This window comes from Chryseobacterium sp. T16E-39, assembly GCF_002216065.1.
In the GTDB taxonomy this organism is placed as follows: Bacteria; Bacteroidota; Bacteroidia; order Flavobacteriales; family Weeksellaceae; genus Chryseobacterium.
The window spans coordinates 345301-360152 of sequence record NZ_CP022282.1; the positions used below are offsets into that span (position 1 = coordinate 345301).

Genomic DNA, 14852 nt, shown 5'->3' on the forward strand with positions numbered 1-14852 from the left:
TTTAATATTATTTGAATTGGTATTTATTTTCCGAAGACAGATTTTACAGGTTCTCCAACAGGGTGGTTAGCTTTAAAGGTAAACCCTAGTAAAGTGGCTATGGTTTGAGCAATCTGATCCTGATAGATCTGTGATGTGTTTTTCATTTCTCCTGATGGAGGGGTGTCGGGCCCTATTGCGACTAACCATGTTTCACTTGAATGCTCCACAGAAGTTCCATGACTTGTCCACTGACTTCCTAAGCCTCTTCCATGGTCAGGACAGATAATAAAAGTGGTATTGTCTTTATAAAACGGATCTTCCTGCATTGCTGTCCAAAGATTTCCAATCATGGAATCCATATAATGGGCAGCATCCAGGTAGCTATCGTATTTTCCGGCATGAGCGAGATCATCAGTGTCAGCAAAATCGATATAAGTTACTTTGGGATGATTTGCGGCAATATATGTTTTAGCAATAGCGTACGTGCCCACATCCCAGCGTGCAGATTGACCAAAGTCATTAGGAATATAGTTTTGTATTTCATTAGCCAGCTTTTGGGACTCGGTCAGATTTTTACCCGTTGCCTTTTCAAACGGATTGATGACCAGCATATGATTCCTATCGCGGTTAACAATTTTTGATACGGCATCCCAGCTGGCAATTGTAGCGACTTTGTCCTCATATCCTTTCTGTTTATTTAAAAACTCCAGTACATTTTCATTTGGATTATTGGGATAAGAATTTGAATTGATTTTATCATCACAATAGCCGGTTACCGTTTCACTTCTTCCGGGAAAGGAGAACCAATATTTATTCTTTACATTCACCAGGCTTCCTAAGTCCCGATTTCCGTATAACTGTCCCTGTTTGGAAATGACGTTCCATAAAAAAGGCATTAATTTTTTTCTGAGCTCACTTTCTGTTTCAGCCCAGAATTTTTTGTACACATAGGCAGAATCCTGCTGACGGTATTTTTTATTTTGTAAAAGGGTGGGGTCTGCACCTTTAAACATTTCATGCCATCGGTAGCCATCAATGGAAATCAATACTATATTTTTTGTTTTTTTTGTTTGTGCACCAAACAATTGGACCATCATGAACAGGATCAGAAAAAATTGAGTTTTCATAAGAACATCGTCGTTTATTGTTAGGCAAAACTAAACCATGTTCTAAAAAAAATCCGTGAAGCTCTTATTAATTCTTTGTTAACCACCCATTAATAAAAGAGATGATTGAATATAGCTTTCCCGGATCAGTTTTTATTTTTTTGCTTCAAAATATGGGATGGGCTCACCATTTCAAAGGTAGAAAGTAATCCTTTATGATCCGAAGGCCAGATATCAACTGGGGGTATAAATGGGTCCTGGGTATTTTCTGTGGTTCGGATATTTTTTACGATGGATTTATTGTAACCAACAATACTTGAGCTTTTTAACGTAAGATTTGGAGACGGTGTAAAGAAGATGTAGTCAATCCGTTCTCTTTCATCTGCCTCAGGAGTCCACGATAACTGATTGGGAGATTTGGCAGGATTATCCGATGGAAATGTAAAACCGGGATGGGTAACAGCAGAAGGGTACATCACCCGGTACGAATCTTTAAAGCCTGCATCATTCAGTAGTTTTGTGGTATCCCAGTTGTATATTACCCCATTATGATCATACAGATTGGCAGTGCTGGCGGTCCAATCGAACATGGAAGGTTCATTAAAATCCCCACCCAGAAATATGATCGCACCTTTATTTTTTTCTGTATTTGCATCATCAATAAATGCGGTTATGGCTTCATCCCTGTATGAGGCCAAATTCATTTGAGAGACCTTCGAAATGTCAGTTTCAGGGCCATTGGGTAGTTTTGACCAATTCAGTCCACTGTAGCCACGGGGCAGATAACATGCATAATTGGTATAATCCAGATGTCCTGTATATGCCGCAATACGCTGTCCATTAATCTGTGTAACGAGCTTATAAATTGAGCCATGATCACTGCTAACCGGATAAACAGATGCATTTTCAATGATCGGGTATCTGGATAATATCCCGGAATCATCTGAACGGAAAGAATAGTAGGTATGGCCTTTAGCCTGGAGAGATTGAATGATTTTATTTGTGAAATCAACATTATTGTAATTTCTGACTTCACTTAGGAATATAAAATCAGCATCAGAACGGATAATTTCCTTAACGATAGCGTCATAGCCACCTCCTACAGAAGTGCCTTCCTGCCATATATTAAGCTGAAAAAGTTTAAGGGTTTTTACTGATCTGCCTTCAACTTTATTAATAGCTTTACTTGAGTTTAACACTCCTGATTCTTCCTGTGAGCAGGCGACTATACTCAATAAAGAATACATCAATAAAATTTTTATGGTCTTCATGTCAATGTGTTTTAATAGCTTCTGATTTTGATGATATTATTTAACTAAAGTAAATAATTTTTTATTCACGAAGAAATGACTAATTGATTATTAATTATTTCTAGGTAACTGGGGTTTACAAATAATGGCTTTGTAATGATTTCGGAAAATAATTTTTATTAATTAATAAATATTCATTAATTTTACATCTTGAAATTTTAGAACTTTACTAATGCGTTTAAAAGAAGGTGACAAAAAAGAACTGATTAAGACCGAAGCGATTAAAATGATCATCAAGGATGGATTGGAGGGATTCAGCATGAATAAATTGGCTAAAGCCTGTAAAATCTCTGTTGCAACTCCTTATCTCTATTATAAAGACAGAGATGATTTAATTTTAACCATTGCCAGAGAAGAGGGGCAAAGGATGTCTGATAATATTCTTAAAGATTTTGATCCTGAAGCTGGTTTTGAAGAAGGGTTGAGGGTTCAGTGGAAAAACCGATATGGCTACATGACGACTTATCCAGACAGGCATTTTTTCTTTGAGCAATTGAGAAATTCGAGTTATCAGGAGGAATTTCTACATATTTTTTTACAACGGTTTAAAGAGGTTTTAGGCAAGTTTTGGGACAATGCAGTTAAAAGAGGTGAATTAGACCACATGCCATTTGAGGTATACTGGTCGGTTGCTTTTTCACCTATGTATGCTTTAGCACGTTTCCATAATGAAGGAAAAAGCCTGGGAGGAAAAGCCTTTAAAATGACGGATGAAATTTTATGGAAGACATTTGATCTCGTCGTGAAAGCATTAAAAAAAGGATAGTGAAATTTCAACTACATTTTATTAACTACAACAAAAACTAATCAATACAGGGATTTTTTTATTTAAAATAACGATTCCTGTATGCTCAACTGACTTTTAAAAAATTATGGAAACACAACAATCTTTGCCCTTTTCGGGCTATCAAAAGTTTGTCATATTTATTTTAGCGATTACCCAGTTTACGGTAATATTGGATTTTATGGTCATGTCTCCTCTTGGCGATATGCTGATGAAATCACTTAGTCTAAAACCTTCGGCCTTTGGCTTTGCCGTTTCGGCTTATGCTTTTAGTGCCGGTATCTCAGGCTTGCTTACTGCCGGTTTTGCGGACCGATTTGACAGGAAGAAACTTTTACTTTTCTTTTACATTGGATTTATTGCAGGAACTATTTTTTGCGGACTTGCACAATCTTATCAGGCATTGGTTGCTGCCAGAATTATTACCGGACTTTTTGGTGGAGTAATCGGTTCTATCTCTATGGCGATCATTACCGACTTATTTGTGCTTCAGCAAAGGGGTAGAGTAATGGGGTTTATTCAGATGGGGTTTGGTGGAAGCCAGGTTTTAGGTGTACCCATCGGACTTTATCTTGCTAATGCATGGGGTTGGGAAGCCCCTTTCTGGATGGTAGCTATTTTAAGTATTATTATTGCTGCTTTAATTTTTATAAAATTAAAACCGGTTACTGAACATCTCTCTGCACAAAGAGATAAATCTGCTTTTCAACATTTATGGCATACAATTTCAAAAGGGAATTATAGGGTAGGTTTTACTGCTACAGCTTTACTTTCTATTGGAGGTTTTATGATGATGCCTTTTGGAAGTGCCTTTGCTATTAATAACCTTGGTCTTACCAATGAAGAGCTTCCCATGTTGTTCATGGTTTCTGGGGTAAGTGCACTGGTGATTATGCCGTTAATCGGGAAATTAAGTGATAAGATCGATAAGTTTAAAATATTTGCGATTGCTTCTTTGTGGATGACAGTGATGTGTGTACTTTATACTAATCTATCGGTAACACCATTATGGTTGGTGATGATATTTAATGTTTTAATGATGATCGGGATTATGAGCAGGATGATTCCTTCCTCTGCTTTAACGAGTGCAATACCTGATTTACAGGATAGGGGAGCTTTTATGAGTATCAACTCTTCATTACAACAGATAGCAGGTGGAGTAGCTGCAGCTGTTGCAGGTGTCATTGTTACCCAAAAAAGTAAAGGAGCTCCTTTGGAACATTATAATATAGTAGGCTATGTTATTGTTGGTATTTCTTTCTTAAGTATATTCTTAATGTGGAGGGTTAACAATCTGGCAAAAAAGAAAGGAAGTATTGAAAAAGATCCTATAGAAGAACCAATTCCTTTGGCAGAATAAATTAAAAATAAAAAAATGTTCGGATTTCCGAACATTTTTTTGTCAAGGAAAGATTGAAAAATTTAAAGTAAGATTTGTTTATTCGCTTTTTTCTGGATGATAAATTGGTAAACAGAACCGATTATAAAAAGGATAAAAAGAAGCAGAAGCGTTTTGCCTATCAGCGGATCACTGATGTCCTTGGCTAAAGGATGTCCCAGTGGAACACGTGTAAATGTTTCATTAACTGTTGGCACCAGGGATAAAAAGAAACTAAAAGACAACGAAAAGTTTTCAAAATACCGTGCTCTTTTGCTGTTTTGTTTTTTTGAAAAGAGAAAATAAGCCACGCATATCAAAATGATGATAAAGATGGAAAAGACATGTCCTGGATTAAAGCCTCCATGTTTCGATATACCCAATGCAGTGAGTGAAGTGACAAGGGTTCCGTAAAAATATATTTTTCCGGATAGGTTACCCAGATTGATCTTGCCATATTTAATAAATGATACTATTGCGCCTACCAGGGCTGCAATACCAATAACTGTGTGAAAAATCCCTAAACTTGAAAGTCCCATTTGATGATGTTTTTATGTTATAAATTCTTTTAATATAAAAAGTACAGATGGTAAAGAACCAACTTCCTTTTTCATTTTATTTCCTGAGAGGAACAATGCAAAATTGCAATAGAAATGAAAAGAAAACTTTGTGATTCCGTTCAATTATTTGGCATTTTGGTTCACAAAAAAAAGCATTCTTAATTAAGCTTTAAGAATGCTTTTTTATAGGAAAGACCGTAAGAATTAATACGCTAGAAAATGAAATGTTACTTCAGGTGTTTATTTTTTATTTCCTGGCGATAGCTTGTTGGGCTAAGATTGTATTTTTCACCGAAGCTTTTGGTAAAATTGGCCAGATCATTAAATCCGCAATCAAATGCAATTTCAGTGATCCGCTGATCTGAAACTAAAAGCAGTTCAGCCGCTTTTTCGAGCTTCTTGTTCCTGATATAGTTGGCAGGAGTATCACTATATAATTTTGCAAATTCTCTTTTAAAAGAGGATACGCTGAGATTAGTCTGCTCTGCCAGTTGTTCAATAGTTAATTGTGAAAATAGGTTAGCTTCAATGATCTGCTTAAAAGTGTAGGTCACCGGAGAAAAAAGCTGTGATAATATAACCTGTATTGTCTCTGCATTTTGGTTTTGAGCCAACAGGATTATAATTTCCTTTAGTTTCAGAATCAGAATATCCTCATTAACCAAAGAAGGATTTTCAAAATAAAATAAGAGCCCCTCTATATATTTCTGAATTAAAAATTCATTATTTATTTTTTTATTGGATTGATTGGAAATGATATTCTTAGGAGAGTGGAACAGTAATGGTAATTCCCGGTCATAAATTTTTTTCAATATATCCGGATAGAACGTAACAATTACAATTTCACAATTGCTTTTGGTATCGGAATGATGTATTTGTTTTCCTGAGCTGATACAATTCAGAAACAGGGAATAATTGGTGGGGATATTAATTTCTTCATGATCCATCTGATATTGGAATTCACCTTTTAGAACATACAGAAAACAGGCCTGCTCAGTAACAGGGAAATCAAAATTAAAAGGTGCTGTCAATGCCACTTTTTGTATCAAAGTTTTGCCGAACAGCTCATACTTTTTATAGTCATTTAACATAATTCTATTTATTAAGCATCAATACCATACAATTTGTGACGTCAGGAGATTTTTTCCCTGATGGAAATAATGATCAAATATAGAGCATAAAAATTAATTTTGATTAATGTAATAGTAGGATGCTTCTACACTATTCGGGAAGGTGATAATCCAAACATTTTCTTAAAAGCAAACGAAAAATGAGACAAATCCTGAAATCCAACATCAAGATATATATCAGAAGGATTTGCGTTTTTTTCCTTGATAAGATAATATGCTTCCTGAAGTCTCTTTTGTTGCAGCCATTTTCTGGGACTTAGCGCAAAAATTTTTTCAAAATCACGTTGAAATGTAGAAAGGCTCCTGCCTGTGAGGTAAGCAAACCTTTCAAGAGACACATTAAAACGGAAATTTTGAGTCATGAATGACTCCAGATCTATTTTTCCGGGTTCTGTAAAATCGAATAATACATCTTTTAAAATAGGATGGGTTTGCAGAAGGATCACGATAAGTTCCTTTAGTTTGATATTTTTCAATACTTCATTCCCGGGTTTATCCAGTTCGTCATATGGTTTTAAGGATTCGATATAACCTGAAAGCAGATCATTGGCTGGTAGATGAAAAACAGGTTCGTTATATTGACTTTTAGTGGCCTTGTAATCGTATTCCATACTCAGGTTTTTCAGTGTCTTCTGATCCATAAAAACTGAAATATTCGAATATTCACCATTTTCAGGAGGGATTTTATTAAACTTAATAAGCGTATTTCTTCTGGTGAGTCTAAAACTTCCCTGATTAAAAATATATTCCTTTTCACCATCATTATAAACCAATCTACCCGAAATCTGATAGCTGAAGACATGTTCCGGGATAAATTGCTCACCATCCCTTAGATTGCTGGAATAGCAGGCGTAAGTAATCTGATTAATTCTTTTGTGATCTGTCATAATACTTTTCTCTCCTCAAAAATATTGATTATTTATCATTATCTGCATCAGTAGATAACGTAACAGGCATCCACTTTTGGTATTCTTCTTGTCGGGTAAGCTCTGCATTTTTAAGGATTCCTACAGCATCACTTCCCAGCACCAGGTGAACAGGAGGTTCAGGATGATCTGCCAGTTCAATTAATACTTTTGCGATTTTGTTCGGATCACTTTTTGGAACAAACTTTCCACTTTTAAAGAAATCAACACGCGCATCCACCGTTTCTTCATAACCTTCTACGTGTGGAGCAAACGACATAGACTGTCCCGCCCAATTGGTGCCCATTCCGCCTGGTTCAACTGAAGTTACTTTGATCCCGAGTGGCATCGCTTCTTTTGCTAATGCTTCACTAAAACCGGTTAAGCCAAATTTGGCACTCTGGTAAATTGAAAGACCAATGCTGGCTACAAGCCCACCTACTGAGCTAAGATTTAAGATCCTTCCGGATTTTTGCGTTCTCATATAAGGCAATACTGCCCTGCATATTTCAACGGGAGCCAACAAATTAGCCATAAACTGATCGCGGACCTGTTCTGTTGTAAAAGCCTCCGTTGCTCCGGTTACACCAAAACCGGCATTATTAACGAGAACATCAATACGCCCAAACCTTGAAATGGCATCCGATACGGCTGTCTGGATCTGATTCGGATTTGTAATATCAAGTTCCAGTACAAGTATACGTTCTTTATAAATAGCAGCAAGATCATGCAGTTTTGATGGGGTTCTGGCAGTAGCTGCAACAAGTCCGCCATTTAAAAGAACTTCTTCTGTTAGTATTCGTCCTAATCCACTAGAACTACCGGTTATAAACCATACTTTTTCCATGTTTTTTTATTTTTAATGATATAGCAAATTTATAAGCTTTACTTCCATATCACTTTGTTCTATTGGTCATACTTGCTTTGTTGTAAAAGTCATGTTTTGTTTAATCATTCTATAATAAATGTATACACAGCTGGTTTGTTTTTGAATATAAATTATTTAAATAAATACTACCTGTAAGATTTATTTTCGAGGATTGATCAGCTCTGTGGTTAGATCGTTTACTTATCACAATTGATTGTTTATGGAGGATGTAGACATATTGTAGACATTGTTTTTAATTCCTGTAGATATTCTGTAGCTCAGAAAACCCTTCAGTATCCTTTATTAATCTCAACTTTGAACCATCTGGTTTGGAAACTCGCAAACACCAATCAATAACAATAAAATTCTTTACAAAAAATGGGAATACACCACAACATCAAAAATGTGATCCTGATGGGAACATTGCTGACCGTCACGGCATGTGAATTTTCTCGAAACACACCTTCGGAATACTTTGATAGGGCTGCGCTTAATACGAATATGATATCCCGATTTGGAGGTCAGTACTTCAATACCTATTTAAAATATATTAAAGGAGGAGCAAGCACCGCTGACTTTAATACCTGCGAAAAGTATCTTAAAAATAATTCTATTGCAACAGCAGAACGGAATGTGCAGAAGATAAAAGAATTGCAGGTCACTCCAAAAACAAAACCCATGATCGATGCAGCGCTTGATCTATATGCCTTTGTTTTGACCAGTTATAAAACGGACCATCTTAGGATTGCTAAAATGATCGATAACAAAGCACCGGAAGCAGAAATCGAGGCGGCTATAATTGAGCTTGATCATAAAAGCTACGATATTTTTAGTCAGAAATATGATAATCTTTGGAAGCTGGCGGAGATTTATGCTAAAAATAATGGGATTGAAGTTAAGAAAATGCCTTTTTAGAAAGAAAAGTCTGCAACTCCAATCACCGCTGAATAGAGCAAATAATTTTTACGTTGATTAATACATATGAATACCTATAAATTTTACACGCAAAAAGGAGATCAATACCATCGCATTCCACAAATGAAAATGTACGCTGTCATCGGGCTGCTTTTTCTGGCTATTGGTTTTGTCTTATGGTACCGTACTCAAACTATGTTCTCATTACTGTATCTTATCTTTTTAAGCATTGTAGCTTTATTTTATTTTGCGCGGATGTTTAGTACAATGATAATCGACCTTGGAAACCAGACCATTACCTATAAACCTACATTGTATTCTGCCACCAAGGTTTATTCCTTAAACAATATCACTGATCTGAGCATGAGCAGTAAGATCTATGTATTGGTACTCAATGTAAGAGCTTTTATATGGGTGGATAACAAAGCTTTGAGGATAGGGCAGAGCCTTATGACTCCTAAACCTATGGAAGAACTGCTGATTGAAACTGAAAAAATACTTGGTTTTAATAATAGAAGTGAAAATGGATAGACCAATTTACAGGCAAGAGGGATCTACTCTGATTATACAACCCTATATCAATCATTTGCAAAGAGTGAAAATTTTTTGTTTAATCGGTATTTTATTTTTGTTTTTAGCACTGTTCCTTTGGTTTAGATTTTCAGACTTCTGGCAGTTACCGACCTCTATTGGACTTTGTTTAAGCCTGCTTTCCCTTGGATACTATTTTTATAATATTCAAATGAAAGTGGTGTTGGACAAGGGTAATAGTGAGATTTATCAACTGATTTTTAATCGGTACAGAATTAATAAGATCTCATTTAGCAGTGGAACAATTGTATCAAGAAGTTTGAATGGGCGTTTCTTTTATGCGATTTCTCCTAAAAGTAATGCATATGGGAATGCTTCACAAATAAGTCCGTTTTTAACAAAAGAATCTAAAAGACTACAATATGAACAAGAGGTACTTCCTTTAATTGAAGCATTTTTAAAAAAATAATTCTGAGTTTTTTTAATCATTTCAGATATAGTCAGTGGAAAGGGAGAGATCATTCAACAGATTTCTCCCTTTTATTTACTTATATTTCTGAACCTAATTTCTTTTCGCGACTATCGCCTTCCAGTAAGATGGTTAGCTCATCGCAATTGACCACCTTATTATTTTTAATTTTGAATTCTGCAAAAACTTTGTGTTTTACCGTTTCTCCATTTTTTAGAATGCTTGTGACATAATGTTTGGTAAATATGGAAGTTTCATTTGTTGCTATGTTCTCTAATACAACATTTTGCTTACTTACCTTTTCCTTTAATTTCTGAATATGCTTTTTAAAAGCATTAAAATCCAACAGTACATTATCTACATTCTGCTGATAATCTTCGCTAAAGTATTTGTTAATTAGTACCTCGTCATAATTTTTATTTTCAATGACATCTGTAAATACCGCTCTTATTAATTTTTCCATTGTTGATATTATTTTCAACAAAAGTAGAAGGTATTTAGATGATGAGTCGTTAACAATTGTAAAGAAATGCATTCCTCACCGATTCCTGATCCTGCTTAAGCTCACCGGAGTTATCCCTAAATAGGATGCTACTAAATGTTGCGGAATACGAAGGATAATTTCAGGATTTTCTTCAAACAATTTTTTGTATCGTACTTCGGGTTTGTCCTGAATTTGTGATATTAACAAGCGTTGATAGTCATTTACTCTGCCAATCAGGTACTTATTGAATAAATTTAAGAATTCATTATTTTCAGATAATTGGTCTATTACCGTTTTCTCTATGGAGAGGAGTGTACATGCTTCTACTGTTTCGACAGTATAAGAACTTGGTCGATTATAAAAAAAGCTTTCCGAGGAACAAAAAATATGATCTTCAAAAAGAAATTGAAAAGTTATTTCTTTACCATCATAATTAGTCCATCCCCTGAGAATTCCTTTTTTCAAATAATAAAATTTTTTTGAAACAACACCTTCTTCAATAATGACTGTCTTAGGTTTATAATTTTCTACCTTTCCAGACTTAAAGAGAATTTCGATTAATTGATTTAATTCCTGATTTTTCATAAAGAGAATAGACTATTTGCTAAATTATGAAAATCAGACAAGTTTCTTCGATAGAAATATTGTCAAAAAGCTATGTATACTTATTGATACTACGATATATTTGTAAGATCTTGAAAGAGATCAGCAAATTAGTTGAGTCTATTGTAAAACTATTGGTCAAAAAGAGGATAAGGGATACCGGTACCAGTTTCACAGAGACGTTTTAAGCTTCTGAAAAAAAGAGCCCAGGCATAGCTGCATGATGCAAATTCTGAGGTATAATCTTTCCAACCACTATGACGAAAGAATAATATGGATCCTTTGCTATGAGGTTCGAGTTCAAAAGTAAGAGAAGTACCTATCCATTCTTCATATGCTTTTATACAAAGCCACTGCACCTTGCTGTATGGTGTTAGCTCTATCACTTTCATTTCTTTAGTGTAATCAGGTTCAAATGTAAATTTGAGTATACTTCCAATCTCCGGTTTTGCAATCGTATCTGGTGTCCACCAACCTGCGAGCCCGTCTTGGGTTGTAAGTGCCTCAAAAACCTTCTCGACAGGGGATTTGATAAGTAATCTATGGCAAATACTTTTACCTTCCTGTTGATTTTCTGAAATCGGGTCAGATTGTAGAAGATCGTCTTTTCCGGTTTCTTTCGGTGTAGGACTCCCTTTACCCGTCATGATAAGATCTTTAAGGCTACTCTGGATATAATGGGTCCATGCATCGTGACAGAGCTGGAAACATTCATACTCTGACGTTAAGCCCTGATGCGTAAATTTCAAAACTGTTTTACCACCATCTTCTGCTAATTCAAAGATCACCTTTGTATCTTTCCACTCTGTCTCATCTTCCGTAAACTTAAAATAATTTTCAAGTACATGCCAGACTACCTTTTTGTCGGGGATCATTTCTATGATCCTAAATTGAGCCCTATGAACATCCTGATAATGGTAATGGAATTCATCATGTAAACTGTTGGTACTCCCGTCAATATTTTCAGACCACCAGCCACGCACATTATTAATGGCTTCAAAAACTTTATGGGGGCTTGCATCTACAATAAGTGATGTAGTGAAATCTTGATTTTTCATAACTTATTTTTTAAAATAAATAATATTTAATCTCTTATGAGAAACTTTCATACCCAAAGTTACTCACCTGTTCAGAATCTCTTGGGGTGTTAAGTAGACTTTGTAACGGGTTGATATGGACACGATTATTGTTTATCTTTGTGAAGAACAAGAGAGGTACACAATGAAATGCCATTTCAGGATCAGTTAATGAAGTAATGAGTCCTTTCAAAATAGAAATCGTATGAAACATCTTACCATCTTAGTACCTGATGTACAAACGGCTAATAGTACAATTTCCTGTATAGTAGGTGCTTATCAGTTATTTACTGGTGCCAATGATTATTGGAAAAGAATAGGAAAAGAACCATTGTTTAACATTGTAACAGCGGGAGTAGGAACAGAAGCTACATTTATCAATGGCTTGTTGTCCATGAAGCCGCAGGTGAATATCTCTTCTTTAAAAAAGACAGATCTGATCCTGATCCCTTCATTAACACCTGAGTTTAAAACTGCTTTGGAAGGGAATATTTTATTGATCGACTGGTTAAGGAAACAATATGACAGCGGTGCTGAAGTAGCCAGTATGTGTACAGGAGCATATATGTTGGCAGCGTCTGGGCTGCTTGAAAAAAAGAACTGTTCTATTCATTGGAGCTCTGCAGATAATTTTAGATCGTTATTTCCGAATGTCAATTTAAAAACAGAAAAACTCATTACCGACGAAGATGGTATTTACACCAATGGAGGAGGCTTTTCATTTTTAAACCTTCTGTTATATCTGGTTGAAAAGTATTATGACAGAGAAACTGCAATTCATTGTTCCAAGATTTTTCAGATAGAGATTGATAGGCAGACACAATCTGCTTTCACTATATTTACCGGACAGAAATCTCACGGGGATGATGTTGTCATAAAAGCACAAAAATATATTGAAGATAATTTTTGTGAGAAGCTATCTGTAGAAGATCTTTCCAAGTTTTGTTCGGTGGGAAGAAGAAATTTTGACAGACGTTTTATAAAGGCAACAGGCAATACACCTATTGAATATTTACAACGGGTGAAGATCGAATCTGCAAAAAAAGCATTCGAAACGACCAGTAAAACGGTAAGTGAAGTAATGTATGAGGTGGGGTATTCTGATACAAAAGCTTTCAGAGAAATGTTTAAAAAAATAACAGGAATATCACCGGTACATTATAAAAACAGGTATAATAAAAATCTACACGATAGTTTGTATGATAAAGTTTGATTTCTATTGTAAAACAGGACTTTTTAACTATGTATGCAAATCCTGTGGTCAATCATAATAATATAGGTAAAAGCAAAATATCTTATATCATCAATTGTTATGTAACAAGTTGCTCGCAGATACTCCAAATTCTTTTTTAAATGCAAAAGAGAAATGAGAAAAATCCTCAAATCCTAAATCGAGATAAATATCTGAAGGTCTTTGTTTTTTTTGTTCTACAAGAAATCGGGCTTCCTGCAGGCGTCTTTTGGTGAGCCAACGATTGGGTGTTTCATTGAAAATGGTTTTAAAATCTCTTTTAAAAGAGGATAAGCTGCGTCCGGTAAGGAAGGCAAACCGCTCCATGCTTACATTAAACTTATAGTTTTTTTGCATAAATTCCTCGAGGTCCAGACGTCCGGGAATACCGAAATTAAATAATACATCTGATAATTCGGGTTGCAGCTGCAAGAGAATAAGAAGCAATTCTTCTCTTTTCAAATCTGAAAATGATGTATTTATATCGCCGGAACCTGTGTAGTATGGTTCTAGTGACAAAAGGAAACTGTTGATCAGTTTATCTTTTTTAAGCTTAATAAAGGTATCATCCGAAATGTGATTTGAAAATGTAATGCTGTGCTTCTTTCGAAAGTCTTTTAAAAATGCTTCATCAAAGAAAAAGATAACTTTTTCAAACTGATTATTATCTCTCACTTTATTATATCTTGCCAATCTGTTTTTACGGACAATACAGCTTTCTCCAGGTTTAAGAACATAGTGTTTGTTACCATCATAGCCATTCATGTTTCCTTTTACCAGAAACAAAAAGAAATGTTCGGAGATGAATTGTTCCTGTGAGATTGCAGGACCGACGATACAGGATTTAATTTCTGTTATTTTCATGATTTTGCCTGTAATTTGATGTCCTTTACTTCCAGGACAGATGTTTGATAGCCTTTGAGAACACAATTGATCATTGCTAACCCTACTTCCCGCATTGTGCAGATCCAATTGGGGAAGAGAAGGTACCATAAAGGTGATAAAACTTCAAAAACACGGTAAATAACCCGGACATTTTTCTGGCCTTTTACCGGCTTCATAAACCCAGGTCTGAAATTATAAACAGCTTTAAAATCCAATTTCAGCAAAGCATTTTCGGTCCGTCCTTTTACCCGTGCCCACATTACCTTGCCCTGTTCTGTACTGTCGGTACGGTTACCGGAAACATATATAAAGGTCATTTTCGGATTAATCCGGGATAATGCTTCTGCAAACGGAACAACGAAATTGAATGTTTTGCGGGTAAATGATTCTTCGTTTTCACCAACAGCACTTGCTCCTGCACAAAAGAAACAGGCGTCATAGTGATTGAGATGATCACTGTAATTTTTAATCTTAGAAAAATCGTCTACGATCAGTTCTTTTAATTTTTTATGTTGAAGACTAAATGGCTTTCTGTTGATCATAAGCACTTCTGTAACCATAGGGTTTTCCAGGCAAACGAGCAAAATGCCTTCACCTACTAGCCCTGTGGCACCGGTAACCATTATTTTCATCTT

17 protein-coding genes are annotated in these 14852 nt (G+C 35.4%); 6 read left to right on the forward strand and 11 right to left on the reverse strand.

Features of this window, described 5'->3' with window-relative positions:
* Positions 1–23 precede the first annotated feature (23 nt).
* Both CEY12_RS01500 and CEY12_RS01505 read right to left on the reverse strand, forming a co-directional pair.
* Positions 24–1109: a sulfatase-like hydrolase/transferase gene (locus CEY12_RS01500; RefSeq protein ID WP_089026009.1), complete on the reverse strand. Its 1086-nt coding sequence runs from the start codon at positions 1107–1109 to the stop codon at positions 24–26.
* Between the two features lie 125 nt (positions 1110–1234).
* Entirely contained in the window at positions 1235–2359 is a 1125-nt protein-coding gene (locus CEY12_RS01505) for an endonuclease/exonuclease/phosphatase family protein (protein WP_228409768.1), read from the reverse strand.
* Between the two features lie 211 nt (positions 2360–2570).
* Between CEY12_RS01505 and CEY12_RS01510 the strand changes: the two genes are divergently transcribed.
* Positions 2571–3164, forward strand: a complete 594-nt coding sequence (locus CEY12_RS01510) for a TetR/AcrR family transcriptional regulator (protein WP_089026011.1) — start codon at positions 2571–2573, stop codon at positions 3162–3164.
* Positions 3165–3270: 106 nt separating this feature from the next.
* Positions 3271–4542, forward strand: coding sequence for an MFS transporter (locus CEY12_RS01515; RefSeq protein ID WP_089026012.1), 1272 nt, complete (start codon positions 3271–3273; stop codon positions 4540–4542).
* Between the two features lie 62 nt (positions 4543–4604).
* Here the strand turns inward: CEY12_RS01515 and CEY12_RS01520 are convergent, their stop codons facing one another.
* The 4 genes from CEY12_RS01520 to CEY12_RS01535 form a co-directional block, all read right to left on the reverse strand.
* On the reverse strand, positions 4605–5099 hold the full coding sequence (locus CEY12_RS01520; RefSeq protein ID WP_089026013.1) for a hypothetical protein: 495 nt from the start codon (positions 5097–5099) through the stop codon (positions 4605–4607).
* A 248-nt stretch (positions 5100–5347) separates the two neighbouring features.
* Entirely contained in the window at positions 5348–6211 is an 864-nt protein-coding gene (locus CEY12_RS01525) for an AraC family transcriptional regulator (protein WP_089026014.1), read from the reverse strand.
* Positions 6212–6336: 125 nt separating this feature from the next.
* Entirely contained in the window at positions 6337–7137 is an 801-nt protein-coding gene (locus tag CEY12_RS01530) for a helix-turn-helix domain-containing protein (protein ID WP_089026015.1), read from the reverse strand.
* 28 nt (positions 7138–7165) lie between these two features.
* Positions 7166–8002, reverse strand: coding sequence for an SDR family NAD(P)-dependent oxidoreductase (locus tag CEY12_RS01535; protein ID WP_089026016.1), 837 nt, complete (start codon positions 8000–8002; stop codon positions 7166–7168).
* Positions 8003–8401: 399 nt separating this feature from the next.
* On the opposite strand from CEY12_RS01535, the gene CEY12_RS01540 reads away from it, so the two are divergent.
* The 3 genes from CEY12_RS01540 (at position 8402) to CEY12_RS01550 (ending at position 9938) form a co-directional block, all read left to right on the forward strand.
* Positions 8402–8938, forward strand: a complete 537-nt coding sequence (locus tag CEY12_RS01540; RefSeq protein WP_089026017.1) for a hypothetical protein — start codon at positions 8402–8404, stop codon at positions 8936–8938.
* Between the two features lie 66 nt (positions 8939–9004).
* Positions 9005–9469: a hypothetical protein gene (locus CEY12_RS01545; protein WP_089026018.1), complete on the forward strand. Its 465-nt coding sequence runs from the start codon at positions 9005–9007 to the stop codon at positions 9467–9469.
* The gene (locus tag CEY12_RS01550; RefSeq protein WP_089026019.1) at positions 9462–9938 is read left to right on the forward strand and encodes a hypothetical protein; all 477 of its coding nucleotides are present in this window, start codon (positions 9462–9464) and stop codon (positions 9936–9938) included. The genes CEY12_RS01545 and CEY12_RS01550 overlap by 8 nt, the downstream gene beginning before the upstream one ends.
* A gap of 79 nt (positions 9939–10017) precedes the next feature.
* Here CEY12_RS01550 and CEY12_RS01555 read toward each other — a convergent pair whose 3' ends face one another.
* The 3 genes from CEY12_RS01555 to CEY12_RS01565 all read right to left on the reverse strand — a co-directional run bounded on the left by CEY12_RS01555 (position 10018) and on the right by CEY12_RS01565 (position 12083).
* The gene (locus CEY12_RS01555; RefSeq protein ID WP_089026020.1) at positions 10018–10401 is read right to left on the reverse strand and encodes a hypothetical protein; all 384 of its coding nucleotides are present in this window, start codon (positions 10399–10401) and stop codon (positions 10018–10020) included.
* 75 nt (positions 10402–10476) lie between these two features.
* On the reverse strand, positions 10477–11007 hold the full coding sequence (locus CEY12_RS01560) for a Crp/Fnr family transcriptional regulator (RefSeq protein ID WP_089026021.1): 531 nt from the start codon (positions 11005–11007) through the stop codon (positions 10477–10479).
* Positions 11008–11156: 149 nt separating this feature from the next.
* Positions 11157–12083 carry an SRPBCC family protein gene (locus CEY12_RS01565; protein ID WP_089026022.1) on the reverse strand — a complete coding sequence of 309 codons (927 nt, stop codon included), beginning with the start codon at positions 12081–12083 and terminating at the stop codon, positions 11157–11159.
* A gap of 223 nt (positions 12084–12306) precedes the next feature.
* On the opposite strand from CEY12_RS01565, the gene CEY12_RS01570 reads away from it, so the two are divergent.
* On the forward strand, positions 12307–13314 hold the full coding sequence (locus tag CEY12_RS01570) for a GlxA family transcriptional regulator (protein ID WP_089026023.1): 1008 nt from the start codon (positions 12307–12309) through the stop codon (positions 13312–13314).
* Between the two features lie 90 nt (positions 13315–13404).
* Here CEY12_RS01570 and CEY12_RS01575 read toward each other — a convergent pair whose 3' ends face one another.
* Together CEY12_RS01575 and CEY12_RS01580 are read right to left on the reverse strand one after the other, a co-directional pair.
* Positions 13405–14196: a helix-turn-helix domain-containing protein gene (locus CEY12_RS01575; RefSeq protein ID WP_089026024.1), complete on the reverse strand. Its 792-nt coding sequence runs from the start codon at positions 14194–14196 to the stop codon at positions 13405–13407.
* Complete coding sequence (locus CEY12_RS01580; RefSeq protein WP_089026025.1) at positions 14193–14849, reverse strand: NAD-dependent epimerase/dehydratase family protein; 657 nt, start codon at positions 14847–14849, stop codon at positions 14193–14195. The genes CEY12_RS01575 and CEY12_RS01580 overlap by 4 nt, the downstream gene beginning before the upstream one ends.
* Positions 14850–14852: the final 3 nt, after the last annotated feature.